The organism is Sorangium sp. So ce128 (assembly GCF_051525245.1).
Classification (GTDB): domain Bacteria; phylum Myxococcota_A; class Polyangia; order Polyangiales; family Polyangiaceae; genus Sorangium; species Sorangium cellulosum_B.
Map to the genome: position 1 here is coordinate 5,172,826 of NZ_CP150313.1, position 18,401 is coordinate 5,191,226.

Annotated in this window: 15 protein-coding genes; 7 read left to right on the plus strand and 8 right to left on the minus strand. The window is 72.8% G+C overall.

Annotated elements, in window-relative coordinates; genetic code table 11:
* Nucleotides 1-38 precede the first annotated feature (38 nt).
* Nucleotides 39-1,697 (plus strand): protein kinase domain-containing protein, encoded by a 1,659-nt coding sequence (locus WME82_RS19680; protein WP_438044097.1) that lies wholly within the window; start codon nucleotides 39-41, stop codon nucleotides 1,695-1,697.
* Nucleotides 1,698-1,774: 77 nt separating this feature from the next.
* On the plus strand, nucleotides 1,775-2,266 hold the full coding sequence (locus tag WME82_RS19685) for a hotdog fold domain-containing protein (protein ID WP_438044098.1): 492 nt from the start codon (nucleotides 1,775-1,777) through the stop codon (nucleotides 2,264-2,266).
* A 32-nt stretch (nucleotides 2,267-2,298) separates the two neighbouring features.
* On the opposite strand, the gene WME82_RS19690 is transcribed toward WME82_RS19685, so the two are convergent.
* On the minus strand, nucleotides 2,299-3,183 hold the full coding sequence (locus tag WME82_RS19690) for a Uma2 family endonuclease (protein WP_438044099.1): 885 nt from the start codon (nucleotides 3,181-3,183) through the stop codon (nucleotides 2,299-2,301).
* 77 nt (nucleotides 3,184-3,260) lie between these two features.
* Nucleotides 3,261-4,010, minus strand: coding sequence for a type I methionyl aminopeptidase (gene map / locus WME82_RS19695; RefSeq protein WP_437916781.1), 750 nt, complete (start codon nucleotides 4,008-4,010; stop codon nucleotides 3,261-3,263).
* A 103-nt stretch (nucleotides 4,011-4,113) separates the two neighbouring features.
* Here map and WME82_RS19700 point away from each other — a divergent pair, with 103 nt between their 5' ends.
* Both WME82_RS19700 and WME82_RS19705 read left to right on the plus strand, forming a co-directional pair.
* Nucleotides 4,114-4,431, plus strand: coding sequence for a LysR family transcriptional regulator (locus tag WME82_RS19700; protein ID WP_438044100.1), 318 nt, complete (start codon nucleotides 4,114-4,116; stop codon nucleotides 4,429-4,431).
* A 29-nt stretch (nucleotides 4,432-4,460) separates the two neighbouring features.
* Nucleotides 4,461-6,341 (plus strand): inositol monophosphatase family protein, encoded by a 1,881-nt coding sequence (locus tag WME82_RS19705; protein ID WP_438044101.1) that lies wholly within the window; start codon nucleotides 4,461-4,463, stop codon nucleotides 6,339-6,341.
* A 150-nt stretch (nucleotides 6,342-6,491) separates the two neighbouring features.
* Here WME82_RS19705 and gnd read toward each other — a convergent pair whose 3' ends face one another.
* The 3 genes from gnd to WME82_RS19720 form a co-directional block, all read right to left on the minus strand.
* Complete coding sequence (gene gnd / locus WME82_RS19710) at nucleotides 6,492-7,487, minus strand: phosphogluconate dehydrogenase (NAD(+)-dependent, decarboxylating) (protein WP_438044102.1); 996 nt, start codon at nucleotides 7,485-7,487, stop codon at nucleotides 6,492-6,494.
* 100 nt (nucleotides 7,488-7,587) lie between these two features.
* Complete coding sequence (locus WME82_RS19715; RefSeq protein WP_437916787.1) at nucleotides 7,588-8,628, minus strand: STAS domain-containing protein; 1,041 nt, start codon at nucleotides 8,626-8,628, stop codon at nucleotides 7,588-7,590.
* Entirely contained in the window at nucleotides 8,628-8,777 is a 150-nt protein-coding gene (locus WME82_RS19720) for a hypothetical protein (protein ID WP_437916788.1), read from the minus strand. The genes WME82_RS19715 and WME82_RS19720 overlap by 1 nt, the downstream gene beginning before the upstream one ends.
* Before the next feature lie 144 nt (nucleotides 8,778-8,921).
* On the opposite strand from WME82_RS19720, the gene WME82_RS19725 reads away from it, so the two are divergent.
* Nucleotides 8,922-9,143, plus strand: a complete 222-nt coding sequence (locus WME82_RS19725) for a hypothetical protein (RefSeq protein WP_012236178.1) — start codon at nucleotides 8,922-8,924, stop codon at nucleotides 9,141-9,143.
* A 4-nt stretch (nucleotides 9,144-9,147) separates the two neighbouring features.
* Here WME82_RS19725 and WME82_RS19730 read toward each other — a convergent pair whose 3' ends face one another.
* Complete coding sequence (locus WME82_RS19730) at nucleotides 9,148-10,818, minus strand: hypothetical protein (RefSeq protein ID WP_438044103.1); 1,671 nt, start codon at nucleotides 10,816-10,818, stop codon at nucleotides 9,148-9,150.
* Nucleotides 10,815-11,945, minus strand: coding sequence for a multiheme c-type cytochrome (locus WME82_RS19735; protein WP_438044104.1), 1,131 nt, complete (start codon nucleotides 11,943-11,945; stop codon nucleotides 10,815-10,817). Before WME82_RS19735 ends, WME82_RS19730 begins: the two co-directional genes overlap by 4 nt.
* Before the next feature lie 166 nt (nucleotides 11,946-12,111).
* On the opposite strand from WME82_RS19735, the gene WME82_RS19740 reads away from it, so the two are divergent.
* Together WME82_RS19740 and WME82_RS19745 are read left to right on the plus strand one after the other, a co-directional pair.
* Complete coding sequence (locus WME82_RS19740; protein ID WP_438044105.1) at nucleotides 12,112-15,186, plus strand: tetratricopeptide repeat protein; 3,075 nt, start codon at nucleotides 12,112-12,114, stop codon at nucleotides 15,184-15,186.
* An 804-nt stretch (nucleotides 15,187-15,990) separates the two neighbouring features.
* Nucleotides 15,991-17,259: a DNRLRE domain-containing protein gene (locus WME82_RS19745; protein WP_438044106.1), complete on the plus strand. Its 1,269-nt coding sequence runs from the start codon at nucleotides 15,991-15,993 to the stop codon at nucleotides 17,257-17,259.
* Here the strand turns inward: WME82_RS19745 and WME82_RS19750 are convergent.
* Nucleotides 17,244-18,353 (minus strand): ABC transporter permease, encoded by a 1,110-nt coding sequence (locus WME82_RS19750; RefSeq protein ID WP_438044107.1) that lies wholly within the window; start codon nucleotides 18,351-18,353, stop codon nucleotides 17,244-17,246. The two genes, WME82_RS19745 and WME82_RS19750, sit on opposite strands and share 16 nt — an antisense overlap.
* Nucleotides 18,354-18,401 lie beyond the last annotated feature (48 nt).

Below are 18,401 nucleotides of genomic sequence, written 5' to 3' on the forward strand. Positions count from 1 at the left end.
TCCAAGCCCACGCGGATCCATTAGGCTCCCGGCCGGCAATGCTGAAGCCGGGCGATTCGTTCGAGCGGTACACGATCGAGGCCGCCATCGGGCAGGGGGGGATGGGCTGCGTCTACCGGGCGCACGACGCGCGGCTCGGGCGGCGCGTCGCGGTCAAGGTGATCGCGGGCGGCGCCGTGGACGAGGACGCCGGCGCCCGCCTGCTCCGCGAGGCGCGCGCCGCCGCAGCGCTCGATCACCCGAACGCCGTCTCGATCTTCGACGTCGGCGAGCTCGAGGGGACGCCGTTCATCGTGATGGAGCTCGTCCCGGGCCGCACCCTGCGCAGCGCCATCAGCGGCGCCGACGCGCCGGCCTCGACGCGGGTCGCCTGGCTCTCCGACGTCGCCCGCGCGCTCGCGGCGGCGCACCGGCGGGGGCTCGTCCACCGGGACATCAAGCCGGAGAACGTGATGGTCCGGGACGACGGGGTGATCAAGGTGCTCGACTTCGGCATCGCGCGCCGCGCCGCCGGCGACGCCGATCCGAACGCGTCCACCGAGGCCCCTGCGCTGCCGACGCTGACCGCGCTCGGCGTCAAGCTCGGGACGCCCGTCTACATGGCCCCGGAGCAGATCCGCGGCGCCGAGCTCGACGGGCGCGCGGACCAGTTCGCGTGGGGCGTGCTCGCCTTCGAGCTCCTCACCGGCAGGCTACCCTGGCGCGGCGCCGGCGACATGCTCGCCGTCGTCGCGTCGATCCTGACCGACGAGGCCGACCGCGCCCTGCTCGACGCCGGCGCCGTTCCGCCCGCGGTGAGCGCGGTCGTCCTGCGCGCGCTGTCGAAGCGCCCCGACGATCGGTTCGCGTCCATGGACGATCTCCTGCGCGCGCTCGAGGCGGCCGGGAGGGGCGAGGCGCCCGCCGCGCCTGCCGCCGTGACGTCCACGCCGCCCGCGCAGGCGCCCGGCGCGCAGCGGAGCGAGGCGCCTCGCGGCGGCGAGACCGCGGCGCAGCGGTTCTCGACCGAGGAGGTCCGCGACGTCCTCGCGCAGGCGATCGAGCGCCAGGCCTCCGCCGACGGAGGCGCGGCGCGCGCCCTGCGGGGCGACGCGCGCCTCGGCTTCGACGACCTGCTCGCCGCGGCGGAGGAGGTGGGCGTGGGCCCCGAGGCGCTGCGCGAGGCGAGCCGCGCGCTTCGCGCGCGCGAGCGCGACGACGTGGAGCGGAGGTCGAGCGCGGCGACCGCCGCCGAGCGCGCCACGTGGCTCCGGCGCAAGCGCCGCGATTTCTACCGGCACCTCGGCGTCTACCTCATCGTCAACGCGGCGCTCCTCACGCTCGCCTTGCCGCTCGGCGTCGTGCTCTGGGCGGCGATCATCCCGCTGGGCTGGGCGATCGGCGTCGCCATCCACGGGCTGGTCGCGTTCACCGCGCACGAGGACGACTGGGCGGAGGAGGCCGAGCAGATGCGGTGGTGGCACGAGCAGCATCGCCGCAGGCACGAGGTGGCCATGGCGAGGGCGATCGGCAAGGACTGGCGCCCTGCGGCGGCCCCGCGCCAGCGCATCGGCGCGGCGGAGGAGGGGGATCGTCAGGGCAAGCTGCGCGTCGAGACGGACACCGCGCGCTCCACGGCGGAACGGGCGGAACGGGCGGAACGGGCGGAAGAAGAGGCCGCGGTCGCGGTGAACAAGCCCCAGCGGCGGCGGCGCTGACGTCGGAGCCGCGCCGCCCACGGCCTGACAAGGCGCCGGGCCGGCATGCGCTAAGCTCGCGGTCTTTCGGAGGATCCATGTCCCAGCTGAACTTCATCTCCCGCTCGCTCGCGCCGCTCCAGGCGCTCCCGTCCTTCCTGCGCACGCGCGCGCAGACCGTGCTGTTCCAGCGCCTGGTGCCGTTCACCGGGACCGCCGGGATCCAGTTCGACGAGGTGAGCTCGGATCGGGTAGCGCTGCGGCTCGCCAACGGGCGCAGGGTGCGGAACCACATCGGCGGGGTGCACGCCGCCGCGGCGGGGCTCCTGGCCGAGACGGCGACCGGCTTCGTCGTCGCCGTCAACCTGCCGGACGACAAGCTGCCGCTCCTGCGCAGCATGAAGATCGACTACAAACGCCGCGCCCAAGGCGGCCTCCGCGCGGTCGCGACCCTCACGCCCGAGCAGCGCCAGTCCTTCCTGGACCAGCCGAAAGGGGACGTGGCGGTCGCCGTCACGGTGACCGACGAGAGCGGCGCATCGCCGATGGAGTGCGAGTTCGTCTGGGCCTGGGTGACCAAGGGGGTGTGACGCCGCCGCGTTCGCGCGCGGCGCGGGCGCGGTCAGTTGCGGCGGAGGCGCTCGATTTCGGCCAGCGCCTCGGCGAGCTGGCGCTCCAGGTCCGACGCGCGCCTGGCCTCCGCCTCGGCGCGCCTGGCCTCCGCCTCGGCGCGCTTGGCCTCCGCCTCGGCGCGAAGCTCCGCCTCCTCGGCGCGGCTGGCCTCGTCCGCGGCGCGCAGCTCTGCATCGTCCTTGCGGGCGAGCACGTCGTCCAGCATCACGCCGAGCCGCGCGATCAGCTCATCCGCCTCTTCCAGCTTCGCCGTTCCGCTGAAGAAGCGCAGCTTCGAGCCTTCCACCGCGAGCTCCAGCCCGAGCACCTGCGACGCGAACCGGCCTGCCTGGGGCATGACGGGCTGGTAGCTCCGCGTCCTGCGCGCCGCGTCGGCCGGCGGGAGCCGGAACCCACGGAGGCTCAGCCGGCGCCGGTCGAAGATGAAGTACTCGGAGATGCCGAGCCGGGCATACCGCTCGACGTTGGTCTCGAAATCCTTCGTCAGGTTGCCCGCGTAGGCCACCTCCAGGACCAGATCGAGCCCCTTGCCCTCCGCGCCGACGACCCATTTCATCCGCTCGCCAGGCTCCACGTCGAGGACGGCGAGCAGATCCGGCGCGAAGGCCGGCTCGTCCGGGTAGAACACGGCGAGGTTCGAGGACAGGTAGATCCTCCGCCCGCTCCGGCGGAAATACGCGTCGAGCGTCGCGATTACCTGCGCCGCGGCCACGCGGTGCGGATCGCCCTCGGGCGGCTCGAGCTCGAACTCGGACGGAAGCATGTCCACGACCCGCGCGCGCTCCTCGTCGGTCATGCGCTCCCACGCCGCCTCGGAGGGGGCGCGCGGGTCGTCGGGATCGAACGCGTAGCCGTGCTCGAGCGCCTGCCGCATGGGCCCTCATCCTAGCATTTCCCCGGATCCTCGGCCTGCGAGCGCGCGGGCGCAGGCCGCTGCGCGCTGCGCGGCCCTCAGAGCGTCAGGATCTCGCAGCCGTCCCGCGTGACGAGCACGGTGTGCTCGAACTGCGCCGAGAGGCTGCCGTCCTCCGTGACCATGGTCCACCCGTCGTCGAGCGTGCGGATGCGGTGCGAGCCCAGGTTGACCATCGGCTCGATCGTGATGGCCATCCCGGCGCGGAGCCGCATGCCCGCCCCGCGCACCCCCGTGTGCGCGACGTGCGGCGGCAGGTGCATCCTCCGACCGATGCCGTGCCCGCCGACCTCGCGGACCACGCCGCACCCCTCCGCGCGCGCGATCTCCTCGATCGCCGCGCCGATGTCGCCGAGCCGCGCCCCGTCGCGCACGACCGCGATGCCCGCGTCCCGGCAGCGCCTGGCGACGTCCACCACGTGCAGCGCCTCGGGGCTCGGCTCCCCGATGAAGAACGTCGCGGAGGTGTCGCCGTGGTAGCCGTCGAGCTCCGTGGTCACGTCGACGTTGACGATGTCGCCCGGCAGGAGCACCTCGTCGCGCCGAGGGATCCCGTGGCACACGACGTGGTTCCGGCTCGTGCACACCGCCGCTGGGAAGCCCTTGTAGCCGAGCTGACTCGGGCGGCCCCCGCGCCGCGCCGTGTCCTCGCGCACCCACTGATCGATGTCCGCCGTCGTCACGAAGGGCTGGAGCCGCGCCCCGACGGCCGAGAGCGTCGCCGCCGCCGCGCGCCCTGCGCGCCGCATCGCCTCCCACGCGTGAGGCCTGAGGATGTCCACGTTCATGCGAGGCGTATGCGCGCGCAGCGAGCGGCCATCCAATACCGTTTTGATATCGGGCCCTCGCGCGCGGCTCCCCGCGCGCGGGGTTCGGGCTAGAATCGGCCGCGTGAGCCTCTCGCAGATCCGTTACTTCATCGCCGTCGCCGAGGAGGGCCACGTCGGCCGCGCCGCGCGCCGGCTCCACATCGCGCAGCCGCCCCTCAGCCGGCAGATCCGCGGCCTGGAGGACGAGCTAGGCGCGCAGCTGTTCGAGCGCACCGCGCGCGGCATGCGGCTCCTGCCGGCCGGCGCGGCGTTCCTCGACCACGCCCGGACCATCGTCGCGCAGGTCGACGCGGCCGTCGCCGATGTGCGCGGCTACGGCGCCGCGCCTTCCCCGGGCGATCTCGACGCCGGCCACCGCCAGCGCGCCGACCTGGGGTAGGGTGCCTCGCGTGGAACCAGGGGAACGGCATGGGCTACGACGCTGAGCTCGCGCTGGCCGTCGACGCGGCGCGCCGCGCGGGCGCGCTCCTCCGCGCGGAGTTCCACCGCCCGGGCGGCCCACGCGGCGCCGGCACGAGCGCCGACGTCGACGTGGAGGTCGAGCTCCTGCTGCGCGACGCGCTCACCCGGGCCACCCCGTACGCGTTCCTCGGGGAGGAGACCGGCGCCCTGGACGGCGCGGACCCGTCGCACCGCTGGGTCGTCGATCCGCACGACGGCACCGCGTCCTTCCTGCACGGCTACCGCGGCGCCTCGGTCTCCATCGGCCTCCTCCGCGAGGGCACCCCGGTGCTCGGCGTCGTCTTCGCGTACGCCTACCCCGACGACGATGGCGATCTCATCGCCTGGGCCGAGGGCGCCGGGCCGATCCGGCGCAACGGCGCCGCCGTCTCGACGTCGCTCGCCGGCGGCGCGCTCGATCGCTACGCCGTCGTGCTGCTGTCGCAGTCGGCGGATTACCTCCCCGCCCGCAACGCCCGCTGCGTCGCCCCCGCGCGGTTCCTCGCCCTCCCGAGCCTCGCCTACAGGCTCGCCCTGGCCGCGGCCGGCGAGGGCGTCGCCGCGGTCTCGCTCAGCCGGCCCCGCAGCTGGGACTACGCCGCCGGGCACGCGCTCGTGCGCGCGGCGGGCGGCGAGCTCGTCGACGACGACGGCGCGCCCGTCGCGTACACCGCGCAGGGCGACGGCGAGGTCTGCCGCCTCTTCGGCGGCGCCCCCGCGGTCGTGCGCGAGCTCGCGCGCCGCCCGTGGAACGCCGTCATCCACGGCCGCATCCCGCCGCCGCAGGGCACGTACGGGCTCCTGCGCCCCTCGCGCAGCCTGCTCGTCGAGGGCGCTGGCACGCTCGCGCGCGCGCAGGGCTGCCTGCTCGGCCAGCTCGCGGGCGACGCGCTCGGCGCGCTCGTCGAGTTCCGCACCGCGGAGGCGATCGCGCCGCTCTACCCGGACGGCGTCCGCGACCTCGCCGACGGCGGGACGTGGAGCACGCTGGCCGGGCAGCCGACCGACGACTCCGAGATGGCGCTCATGCTCGCCCGCTCGATCGTCCGCAAGCGCGGCTTCGTCGCGGAGGCCGCGCTCGACGCCTACGTGCACTGGTACGGCTCCGGCCCGTTCGACATCGGCAACACCACGGCGGCCGCGCTCAGGGCCGCCGCGGGCGCGCCGCTGCCCGGCGCGCGCCGCGAGCGCGCCCGCGCCGCCGCGAGCCTGACCAGCGAGGCGAACGGCTCGGTGATGCGCGCGGCGCCGCTCGGCGTCCTCGGCGCGGGGCGCCCGCGGGAGGCCGCGGCCTGGGCGCGCGACGACAGCGCGCTCACGCACCCCCACCCGGTCTGCTGCGCCGCCTCCGCCGCGTTCGTCGCGGCCATCGCCGCGGCGGTGGGCGGCGCCGGCGTCGAGGGCGCCTGCGCCGCCGCCCTCGACGAGGCGGAGCGCAGCGGCGAGCGCGCGGTCGTCGCCGCGCTCACGGCCGCGCGCAGCGCCCCGCCCCGGAGCTTCTCGCACCAGGCCGGCTGGGTCCTCATCGCCCTGCAGAACGCCTTCTACCAGCTCCTCCACGCGCCCTCGCTCGAGCGGGGCCTCGTCGACACGGTGATGGCCGGCGGCGACACCGACACGAACGCCGCGATCACCGGCGCGCTGCTCGGCGCGGCGCACGGCCGGGACGCCGTCCCGGACCGTTTCCGCCGCCTCGTGCTCAGCTGTCGCCCGCTCCCCGAGGCAGGGGCGAAGCACCGGCGTCCACCCGAGCTCTGGCCGGTCGACGCGATGCTCCTCGCCGAGGCGCTCCTCGCCGCCGGCCAGCGCGCGCAGCCCGACGAGCGCGACTCGTCGGAGATCCTCTGAGCGCGAGGATAAAACATAATAAATTCAATAATTTGGTGCCTATTCGTGAGCCTCTTCAAGAGGATGAGGTTCTCCCCGGCGGCGCCGCGCGCCCGGGCGCGCAGGGAGCGCTCCCGGATCCTCGCTCGATCGGCAAGGCAGGGACGCCGCTCAGCCGCCCGTCGGGCGCTCCAGGTGCCCGCCGAACTTGTGCCGCATCGCGGAGAGGACCTTCTCGGCGAAGGTGTGATCGTGGCGTGAGCGGAAGCGCGCGTAGAGCGCCGAGGACAGCACCTCTGCGGGGACGGCCTCCTCGATCGCCGCCATCACGGTCCAGCGGCCCTCGCCGGAGTCCTGCACGAAGCCGCTGTACCCGGCGAGCTCCGGGCTCTCGGCGAGGGCGATCGCGGTGAGGTCGAGCAGCCACGACCCCACCACGCTGCCTCGACGCCACACCTCGGCGATCTCGCCGAGGTCGAGCGCGTACCGGTGCTCCTCGGGCAGGCGCTCCGTCGCCGCGTTCTTGAGGATGTCGAACCCCTCCGCGTAGGCCTGCATGAGGCCGTACTCGATGCCGTTGTGGACCATCTTCACGAAGTGCCCGGCGCCGACCGGGCCGCAGTGCAGGTAGCCCTCCTCCGACGTGCTGTGCGCGCCGCCCTGGGCCTCCTGCCTGCCCGGCGTGCGCGGGATGTCCCCCGGTCCCGGCGCGAGCGTGCGCAGGATCGGCTGCACCAGGGCGAACGCCTCGGGGGCGCCGCCCACCATGAGGCAGTAGCCGCGGTCGATCCCCCACACGCCGCCGCTCGTGCCCACGTCGACGTAGCGGATGCCCTTCGGGGCGAGCGCGCTGGCGCGGCGGACGTCGTCCTTGAAGTAGGTGTTGCCCCCGTCGATGATCACGTCGCCGGCGCCGAGCTGCTCGCCGAGCTCCTCCACGACGCGCTCGGTCGGCGCGCCCGCGGGCAGCATGACCCAGACCACCCGCGGCGACGCGAGCTGCGCCACCGCGTCGCCCAGGGAGGAGGCCGTCGCCGCGCCCTCCTCGCCGAGCCGCTTCACGCTGTCCTGGTTCAGATCGAACGCGACGACCTCGTGGCCGCCGCGCATGAGCCGGCGCGCCATGTTGGCGCCCATCCTGCCGAGTCCGATCATCGCGAGCTTCATCCGTCATGCTCCTGTGTGGGATCGCGGGCGTATCACAGCGCGCGGCGCGCGGCGCGCGGCCTTCACCGCTCCGGTCCGGGCGCTCCTCCGGCTGCGGCGGCTACCGGCGCGCCGGCTGTGCCTGCTGCCGGATCGCGCCCACCGCGTGCTCGAGCGCGCTCTTCAGCGTGCTGAACACCGGGATCCCGTCGAGGCTGCCGCCGGACTCCAGGATGCGCCCGACCATCGCCGTCGGGACGCCGGAGACGATGCACCGGCTGCCGAGCAGCCTCGTCGCCGCGAAGATCCGCAGCAGGTGATCGATGGTCGAGGTGTCCGCCGCCTGCGCGCCAGTGAGGTCCACGATCATGAAGCGGGCGCCGTGCCGGACGACCGCGTCGAGCACCTCTTCCATCATGCGGGCCGCCCTCGCGCTGTCGATCGTGCCGATCACGGGCAGCGTGAGCACGCCGTCCCACACCTGGATGATCGGCGTCGACATCTCGAGCATCGCCTCGTGCGCCGCGCGGACCCGGTCGAGCTGCAGGCGCAGCTCGATCTGGACCCGCTCGAGCTCGTCGTTCTGCTCGCGCAGCTGCGCGCTCGCGGCGGCGAGGTCGAGCGAGTTCTTGAGCGTCGTGTACGTGGCCCCGACGTACAGCGCGTACGTGGTCGCGCTCGCCAGCGCCTTCCGGTCGATCTGGCGCTGGTCTCCCAGGGCGAAGAGCATCGTGCCGATGGTCTTCTTGTAGACCTGGATCGGCACATGGAAGACGACGTCGGGGTCCTCCGCGAGGAGCCATGCGCGCGCGCGATCCGCCTCGCGCGCCTCGTCCCACGGCCCCCTGAACCAGGCGGGGCGCTGCGCCTCCAGCGCCGCGACCATCCAGGCGTCCACGACGACGCCGCCGCCCTCGGGCGCCCCGTACTCGAAGGTGCCGCGCTCGTACCTCGCCGCGATCCTGGCGCCGCCGCCGTCTTTGGCGAGGACGACGCAGAGCCGCTGGGACGGGACGATCCAGCGCGCGCTCGCGCAGACCTCTTCCCACAGCGACCGCAGGTCCGGCTGGTTGGCGAGCTTGAGGAGGATCTCGTTCAGGACGCCGAGGACGATCCATCCGCCGCCGGCTTCGGGGGGCTGGCCAGGCTCTGGCGTCAGCATCAGCGATCGGCGTCGAGCGGGCGGCCCGCGGCGTAGGTCCGTGGCTCGATGGCGCGCGCGGAGGCCGCTGTCATGACGCTCTCCCCGGGTCGCTTCCGCGCCGTCGTCGACGCGAGCATCGGGCTCGGGACCAGATCGAATCTCGGCACGGTGAACACTCCTCGCGCTCAGCGCGCAGCCGCATCCTACCGCGCAATCCGCCCGCGGTGGAGGGGCTCTTGCCCGAGGTGGGCTGCCGTGGGGCTGCCGCGCGGGGGAACGCGCTCGGTGCTCCTGCGTGCTACCGCTAGGTCATGAAGATCAAGGCACGCGACGGCAAGGTCTACGAGGTCGCCCCTGCTCCGCCCGGCGGGAGCCACGAGGTGCGGCTCGACGGCAAGGTGGTCGGCTCGTTCGTGCTCCTGCCGGACGAGACGCAGGTCACCGTGAAGAGCAAGCCCGCCACCGACGCGCTCCTCGTGGACATCGCCGATCGGTTCGTCGCCGAGGGCGGCGCGCCCATGGGGATCAGCTGAGCCGTCACGGCGCGCCCGCGAGCCTCACCTCACGGAGGACCTCTGCCGGGGTGAAGCAGGCGACCGCGGGCGACGCCCCCTTGACGCGCTCCCGCAGGCGCGCCGCGAGCGCCTCGGCGCGGGCCGCGTCCGGAGCGCTCGCGCCCAGCATGCGCTGGCCGCGATGGCTGTACTCGATGAAGCGGTATTTCGAGCCGTCGGCCCACCCCGAGAGCGCGTCGCGGGTCGCGGGATAGTCGTAGTCCGCGGGCGCTGACTTGCTCACGGCGAAGAGGATCACGAACGGCGACGCGCAGCTCGAGGAGAGCGCGGCCGGCGGCGCGCTCGCGGCCCCGGCGTCCGGCGCCCCGGCGTCCGGCGCCGCCGGGGCGCCCGCGTCCGGACCTCCCGCTCCCGGCGTCTCCGAGGGGAAGGAGAGCTTGCCTGGACGAGACGAGAGGATCACGGAGCGCACGTTGGACGTCGTGCCCGCGAGGTACACCACGTCGGCGCTCGCGGCGGCCATCCCTGTGGGCGAGAGCCCCTGGCCCTTGGGGAACGTCGCGCGCGTATAGACACCCTCGTTGTTCCGGCGGAACAGCTCCACCCCGTCGCCTTCACCGAGCAGGATCCAGAGCGAGCCATCGGCGGTCGCGAGCGAGGCGTCCGTGATCGGCTTGGTCGAGGGGAGCGACAGCGGCACGGCCCTCGCGCCGGCCTCCGCCACGTCGATGCGCGCGAGGGCGCTCGCCGCCTCGAAGCGCGCGACGACGTAGCGATCGCGCTCGGTCGCGAGCACCATGGCGCGGAGCAGCTTGCCGTCCCAGGCGGGCAGGGGGATCACGGTGGAGTCGGTGCGACCGGGCGCCCAGCGCTCGACCGCGAGCCGGTCGCTCTGGTCGCAATCGCGGCCGACCACGAGCACCTCGCCGTCCGGCAGGGCCGCCATCGCCTCGGCCTGGACGCGGACGGGGCACTTCGCTCCCGCGGCCCGCCGCGGCAGATCTGCCCCGCCGGGCTGAGCGAGCGAGAGCTGGTCGCCCGACAGCACGAGCGTGCGGCCCTGCGTCCAGGCCGTGGCCGCGACGGGGACCGGCGACTCGACGAACCGATCGCCCTGCTTCCGGTAGAGCGGACTGGCGAAGTTGTTCAGGCGCGCCCCGTCCGAGAACAACCCGTCCACGCGGATCCACACGTCGGAGGGCCATCGGCCGACGATGGACACGATGTCGACGTCCGAGGCCATGAAAGGCAGCTCCGACGTGGAGGTCCCGAGGCGCAGGTGATACGGCGGGATGTCGTCTTCCTCCGTCAGCTTGCCGTCCGCGAGCGCGTAGATCGTGGTGCCGTTGAACGTGACGAGCACGCGATCGCGCAGCGGGTGCAGATAGAACGGGCGGGGCACATCGGACGGCCGCTGGTTCCACGGCACGATCTCGGCGACCTCTCGGACGTCCTCGGCGACGACGTGCAGCGCGACGGTGGTGCCGGCGATGTGCGCGGGCGGCGGCGCAGCGAGCGGGGCTGAGCCAGGCTCCGACGACGCCGGAGGGGATGCCGACGCGGTCTGTGCCGGGAGCGGCGCGACCGTCGGCGCTGGCGGGGCAGGATCGCGGTGCGCCTCGCTGTCGCCCCGCTTGCACGCCGCGAGGGCGAGCGGGAAGAGGAGGAGGACCGGCAGGGCGAGCGTCTTCATGGGGCGTCCCTCGGCAAGCTACCTCGAACGAGCGAGATCTCGCTCTCGATGATCGCGTCTTCCTCGCGGCCGTCGCTCACGTGCGCGACGCGCTGATAGACGACCTCGTAGTGGATGGGGAGCTGCGCTGCCGCGGGGCCGAGCTCCAGCTCGACGACGACCGGCGCCCCGGCGAGCCCGGGTGCGCCAGGGCGATCGTCGGACGCCGTGGTGCGCGCGCGGGCGCCGAGCGGTCCGGGCGTCTCTGCGAAGCGGCGCGCGAGGAAGCGGCGCGCCGACGCGATGACGGCGTAGTCCTCCCCGAGGACCTCGGCGCGCACCAAGAGCCGCCGGAAGAGGTCCCCGGTCGGGAAGGCATGGCCCACGCGCGCTGTGCGGAGCGTGAGGCGCGCGGCGGTCGGCGAGGCGCGCTCGGCCTGCACGCGGAGCGCGCGCCGCGCGGCCTCGGGGTCGCGCGACGACGCGAACGCGTGAGAGCGGTGGGCCGAGGGCCCCTCTCCGGCGAGCGGCATATGGCAGCGCGCACAGGGCACGTCGGCGTAGGCCGACGCGGCGTGTTCGGTCAGCGTGAGCTGCATCGGCTCTGGCGCGCGGCGGGCGGCGTGGTCTGGAAAGGCGAACTCGTGGCACCCGCCGCACGCCGCGGCCGACGCGAAGCGCGGATCGCGCAGCACCGGGTGGGGAACAGACGAGGAAGCCGGGGAGGGGGAGCCCTGGTCTTCGCCGGCCTGCGCGGGAGCGGCCAGCGGCGCGCCGTCCACCACGTGGCAGGTGACGCACGCGACGCCGAGCTCGGCCCGCTCCGGCGGAGGAGGCCGTGAAGAGCGCGCCTCGGGTGCGTGGCAGCCGCGGCAGAACTGCAGCGGCTCCTTTGCGAGCGCCGCCTGGAAGGGTGCGTCGACGTAGGCGCGCTGGTGCTTCGACCCGCGCCATTCGCGCGCGATCTCCGCGTGGCACCGCTCGCAATCGCGGTTCACGGCGACGGAATCGAGGCTCCGGGGCGGCTCGGGTCCGGGCATGCGCGGCGGGGCGCGGTGGCTGATCGTCGTGCTCGGCGCGAGCATCAGGGCGGTGGCGAGGAGCAGCGCGGCGGGGAGCTTGGCCGGCAGGCGTGCCTCGTGGCGCATCGACCACGACGTGTACTGCGGCCTCTTCGGCGCGGCGAGCGGAGTTGCGGCCCTGCAGCTGCCCGCTGACAGGCGACCGCTCATGGGATGCGGCGGGCATCGTGGGCTATCCAGCCCACCGCGACGCCGGTAAGCTCGGCGGAGCAAACTGCAGCCCTGGGCGCGCATGGCGAAGCCGGTTCGTCTCTTCATCTCGTCTGTCCCGGAAGACGCCGCGCTACGTGCCGAGCTCATGGTCCACCTGAGGCCCATCGAGCGCAGCGGGTTGATCGAGGTCTGGCACGACGATCGGGTCGCTGCGGGGGGAGACCCCGCCGCGGAAGCGCGCGCGCAGATCGAGGCGGCCGAGGTCGTGATCCTGCTGGTGAGCCCCGCTTTCCTGGCCTCCGATCGTCATTTCGATGAGGAGGCAGCGCGCGCTCTCGCCCGGCGTGCGGCCGGTGAGGTGGTGGTCGTGCCCGTGCCTGTCCGAGCTTGCGACTGGGGTTGGACCGAGTTCGGCAAGCTTGCTCCGCTCCCCGAGGGCGGGCGGCCTGTCGAGGGCTGGCCGGTTCGGGGCGAGGCCTGGACCGAGGTGGTGCGCGGCCTGCGCGCCGTGGTCGAAGGCGTGATGAGCCGGCGGGCGGCTCCGGGAGGACGGAGCGCCCTGGCCGCGGGGCTGCCACCGGCGGAGCTGTGCATCGGCCGGGGCCTGGAGGTGGAGGCCATCGTCGCGGCGCTAGTGGGCAAGCCGCCGGGACGTGTGCTGCTCCTCGGCGCGGCGGGCGTCGGGAAGAGCACGATCAGCCTGGCGGTCCTGCACCGCCCGGAGGTGGTGGCTCGCTTCGGGGAGCGGCGCTTCTTCGCGCGGCTCGACGCTGCGCCAGATGCCGAGTCTGCAGCCGTCGCGCTGGCCGGAGCGCTGCGCATCGCCTCCGGCCCGGACCTGTGGCAGCAGGCGATGTCGTTCCTCGCAGCAGGCCCGGCCGTGCTCGTGCTGGACAATCTGGAGACGCCCTGGGATGGCGACGACCAGCCTGGGACCGAAGCGCTGCTCGCGGAGCTCGCGGCCGTGCCGGACCTGTCTCTCGTGGCGTCGGTGCGCGGCGCCGGCCGGCCGGGGAGGGTGACCTGGAATTCGCCGATTGAGCTCCGGCCGCTGCGACGCGCCGAGGCGGAGGCAGTGTTCTGCGCCATCGCGGGCGAGGAGCACCGGAGCAAGCCGGCACTCTCGGCGCTGCTTTCCCTGATGGAGGGTATTCCGCTGGCGATCGCGCTGCTCGCACACGCGACCCACGGAAACGACCTCATCAACCTGAAGGACGAGTGGGAGGCGCGCCGCACGGCGGTGCTGGAGCGCGACGGCGGAGCGCGCGATCGGCTCCGGAGTTGGAAGGCGTCGCTGGAGCTCTCGATTGGCTCGCCGCGGATGACAGCCGGCGCGCGTCGGCTGCTCTCGGTGCTGGCGGTGCTGCCGGACGGAATCGCGCAGCGGGATCTCGCGGTGCTCCTGCCAGGAATCGGGCCGGCGGCGGCGCGCGCGCTGGCGCAGGTGGGGCTGGCCTACTTCGAGGGCGGCCGGCTCAAGATGCTCTCGCCGGTGCGCGAGTACGTGGCAGCGGAGTATCCGCCGGTCGTGGAGGACCTGGGGCGGGCGATGGATCACTACGGGGAGCTCACGTGCACGCTCGGGCCGGTGCCGGGGAGCCGCGGCGGCACAGAGGCGGCGGCGCGGCTCGCGCCGGAGACGGCGAACCTGGATTCGGTGATCCGACGCGGGCTCACGGAGGTCGAAGCGGGGCGATGGATCGATGCGGCGACGGCGTTGACCAACTTCGCGCGTTTTACCGGGCATGCGGCTTCATTGCCCCTTGGTCGGGCGCTGGAGGTGGCGCAGCGCACAGGGGACGGACGGCGAGAGGCGCTGTGCGCCCAGAGCCTTGGTGACGTCGCGCTCTCGCGCTCGCAGCACGAAGAGGCGAGAGCGCGCTACCAGCAAGCCCTGCCGCTCTACCGGCAGGTGGGGGATGTGTTCGGTGAGGCCGACTGCATCAAGAGCCTTGGAGACATCGCGCTGAGACGTTCGCAGCACGACGAGGCGAGGGCGCGCTACCAGCAAGCCCTGCCGCTCTACCGGCAGGCGGGGGACGTGCTCGGTGAGGCCAACTGCATCAAGAGCCTTGGAGACATCGCGCTGAGACGTTCGCAGCACGACGAGGCGAGAGCGCGCTACCAGCAAGCCCTGCCGCTCTATCGGCAGGTGGGGGATGTGCTCGGTGAGGCCGACTGCATCAAGCGCCTTGGAAACATCGCGCTCTTGCGTGCGCAGCACGACGAGGCGAGGACGCGCTACCAAGAAGTGCTGCCGCTCTACCGGCAGGTGGGGGACGTGCGCGGTGAGGCCAACTGCATCAAGAGCGTCGGAGACATCGCATTGAGACGTTCGCAGCACGACGAGGCGAGAGCGCGCTACCAGGAAGCGCTATGGCTTTACCGGCAGGTGGGGGCTGTGCTCGGTGAGGCCAACTGCATCCAGAGCCTTGGACACGTCGCGCGGGAGCGTTCGCAGCACGACGAGGCGAGGGCGCGCTACCAGGAAGCACTGCCTCTCTATCGGCAGGTGGGGTCTGTGCTCGGTGAGGCCGACTGTATCAAGAGCGTTGGAGACATCGCGCTGGAACGTTCGCAGCACGACGAGGCGAGGGCGCGCTACCAGGAAGTGCTGCCTCTCTATCGGCAGATGGGGTCTGTGCGCGGTGAGGCCAACTGTATCAAGAGCGTTGGAGACATCGCGCTGGAACGTTCGCAGCACGACGAGGCGAGGGCGCGCTACGAAGAAGCGCTGCCGCTCTACCGGCAGATGGGGTCTGTGCACGGCGAGGCCAATTGCATCAAGGGTCTTGGAGACATCGCGCTCTCGCGCTCGCAGTACGACGAGGCGAGGGCGCGCTACGAAGAAGCGCTGCCGCTCTACCGGCAGGTGGGGTCTGTGCGCGGCGAAGCCGACTGCATCAGGCGCCTTGGAGAGATCGCGCAAGCCCACGGCGATGCCAGCGCAGCCCGTGCTCGCTACGAAGAAGCTCTCGCGCTGTACCAGCGCATCCCGGAGCCCTGCTCCATCGGTCGGACCCATCACCATCTTGCCGCCATCGCGCCCGACGCTGTCACCCAGCACCAGCATGTCGAGGCCGCGCGCAGCGCATGGCAAAGGATCGACCGGATAGACCTGATCGCTCGTTTGGACCAAGACTTCCCCTCCTGAGCTCTGGCGACACCGCACGGTCGTCCGGGAGCGAGCGCACCAGCGGTAACTCCTCGCTCGCGGCGCTTTCGGCCCGCTCACAGCGCGGATGGTTGGCCCCGCCCGCTCAGTTCGATAGAGGTGCCCCATGGGCATGACCCGGACAGCGCCTGGTCCGGACCATCCCCGGCCGACCCGGACGTCGCCCGTCCTCTTAGGCCTACGGCGTCGGGCTCCGCGCCGGCACCCACCGGGCTCGGCTCCGCCGCAGCCGGCGCCTCCGCCGCCTGGCCCCGCGCCGCCGCCGGCCGCCAGGTCTCGATGGGCGCGAGCTGCTGCTGCGCGATCTCCGGCGTCCCGTCGCGCCCGACGCTCGCGACGGAGCGCCGAAAGAAATCGTTAATGCCGCCAGCCGCCTGAACGCCCGCGACGTCCCCTTGAAACCGGCACCACCACGCGCGGTGTCACCACGAATGCGGACGGTGATGGCGCGAAGGCGCTGCCCGAGCCCGCCCCAGACGATATGACCGCCGGACCCGTAAACCGCGTCGCGTACCCCGCCGTTCACCCCACGGCGCGTATCCCGCTGTTCACTGCGCATCGTGTACCCCGCTGTTCACTACGCGTCGAGTATCCCGCTGTTCACTACCCATCGCGTATCCCGCTGTTCACTACGCGTCGAGTATCCCGCTGTTCACTGCGCACCGTGTACCCCGCTGTTCACTGCGCGACACGCGATACGCGACACATGCACGCGCGCACCAGCGAACCAAAAACCTCTCAGGGCTGTTGTATGTTGTCTAAACTAAGAATATAAGAAGAATCATGCGATACTTCCATACGAGCGCTGCTAGCGCTTGCCTCACTCTTCTCGTGCTCGCAGGGATCCCCGGGACGGCGTTCGGGGCACCGACCGCGATCACGTACACCATCAACCACGCCGATTGCGGCGCCGGCGCGTTCTCGCTGTACCTGAATGGGGTCCACCTCGACACGGTCGCGAGCACCAACGGCTGCGATTGCAACTCGGAGACGCTCCAGAGGACGTTCACCGAGCCCGACGTCCTCGCCCTCTACAATCCCGCGGCGTGCAATGATCTCCAGGTTGATGTCGTCGACGGCGGGTCGACGGCCGTCGGCTTCGCCCGCGTGTACGTCGAGGCGACCGAAGGCGCGTCGCTCCTCTGCCTGTACGATGCGGTCTCCGGCCCGATCCCCTGCGCGGATCGCGACGTCTGCGACGGCTACGAGATCGGGCTGTCGTCGCTCTCGAGCGACGACGGCGACCACATCGCGCCGGGCCTGGGCGCGGGTTGCGACAACTGCGCCAACCACGGCAACCCGGACCAGGCCGACGCGGACGGAGACGGGATCGGCGACGCCTGCGATCCGTGTCCGCTCGGCGATACCGACGGCGATACGTTCTGCGATGCGACCGACAACTGCGCCAGCGTCGCCAACTGGGACCAGACCGACAGCGACCTCGACGGGATCGGCGACGCCTGCGACAACTGCCCGGCTGCCGCGAATCCAGACCAGCTCGACACCGATGGCGACGGCCTCGGGGACGCATGCAAAGACGTGTGCGTCACCCTGCAGCGAGGCGCCTTCGGCGCGGTCGAGGACGCCGATATCTGGGAAGCCTTCCCCCGCTACAGCGACGGCCACATCCCTTACAACTACTCGGGCGACTCCAACGGTGCGCGCAAGCAGGCGCTCTACCGGTTCGGGCTCGACGGCATCCCCGCCGGGGCCACCGTCACGTCGGCAGAGTTCGGCGTCGTCGCCTTCGGATCGAGCGACGAGACCGTCCGTGCTCACCGGATCACCGTGCCGTGGAGCGAAGACAAAGTGACCTGGCAGAGCTTCGCCGCGAGCTACGACAAGGCCACCGCGGCGGAGCTCACCTATGTCAGCCCCTATGCCATGAGCGCCGATCTGACCGGGCTCGTCCAGGCGTGGGTCGACGGCACGACACCGAACTACGGCTTCCTCGTCGAGGAAGGGCCGGACGGGCGCACGTCGTACCGCTCGAGCGATCACCCCCTCCAGAGCGACCGCCCCTGGCTCGAGGTCTGCTATCTCGCCCGCTGATCCATTCCGCGCGGCCGCTCCTCCGCCCCGTCACCCACATCACACAACCGCTCCTCGACGCTCTGGTCCACGCCGCGCGGCCGCTCCTCCGCACCGTCGTCCGCCGGGTAGCGCTGCCCGAGCGCCGCGGGAGGCGTCGCGTCGAACGCGCGCAGGAGCGGGCGGCGCGCGGCGCTCGGCAGCAGCGCGGAGGCGCGCTCCAGGAGCCCGCTCGAGGTGAGCCCGAGGACCGCGATCATCAGCGCGAACGGCGCCACGCTGAAGACCTGCGTCGGAACCGATGGCAGAGCGCTCTGGCCGAGGCTCGCCGCCGACGAGAGCACGCCGAAGAGGTACGCGCCGAGCGCCGCTCGCACCGGATGGAAGCCGCCGAAGATCACGATCGCCAGCGCGATCCAGCCGTAACCCGCCGTGTGGCGGTGGCTCCATCCCGCCTTGAAATCGAGCGAGTACGCCGCGCCGGCGATGCCCACGAGCGCCCCGCCCACGAGCGTCGCCGCCGTGCGCACCCGCGTCACATGCGCGCCGCGCGCGTGCGCCGCCGCCGGCTGCTCGCCCACCGCGCGGAGGAGGAGCCCCGCGCGCGTGCGATAAAGGAAGAGCCACGCGCAGGCGACGAGGACGTAGCTGCCATACACCAGGGGATCGCTCTGGAACAGCAGCGGCCCCACGAGCGGCACGTCCCGCAGCACCGGGATCGACGCCGCCGGCACCGTCGGCCCGGGGACGCGCACGTACGGTCCGCCGAGCACCGACGAGAGATCCGCGCAGAGCATCGCCAGGACGAAGCCGATCGCGATCTGGGAGCGGCCGAGGTAGATCCCGCCGATCGCCACGACGAGCGCGACGAGCGCGCCGGTCGCGGCCGCGGCGGCGAAGCCGGCGAGGACACTCCCGGTCGACAGGGCGGCCGCGAAGCCGACCATCGCAGAGAGCATCATCGCGCCCTCGGCCGAGAGGTTGATGACCCCGGCCCGCTCGGTCAGCGTCTCGCCGACCGCCGCGTAGACGAGCGGCGTCGACGCCGCGAGCGCGGTCGCGAGCAGCGCGAGGAGCTCGGCGCCGCCGTCGCTCATGAGGGCTGCTCCTTCCATCGGAGGCGTCCTTCCATCAGGCCTGCCTCCATCGGCCTCGTCCCTTCG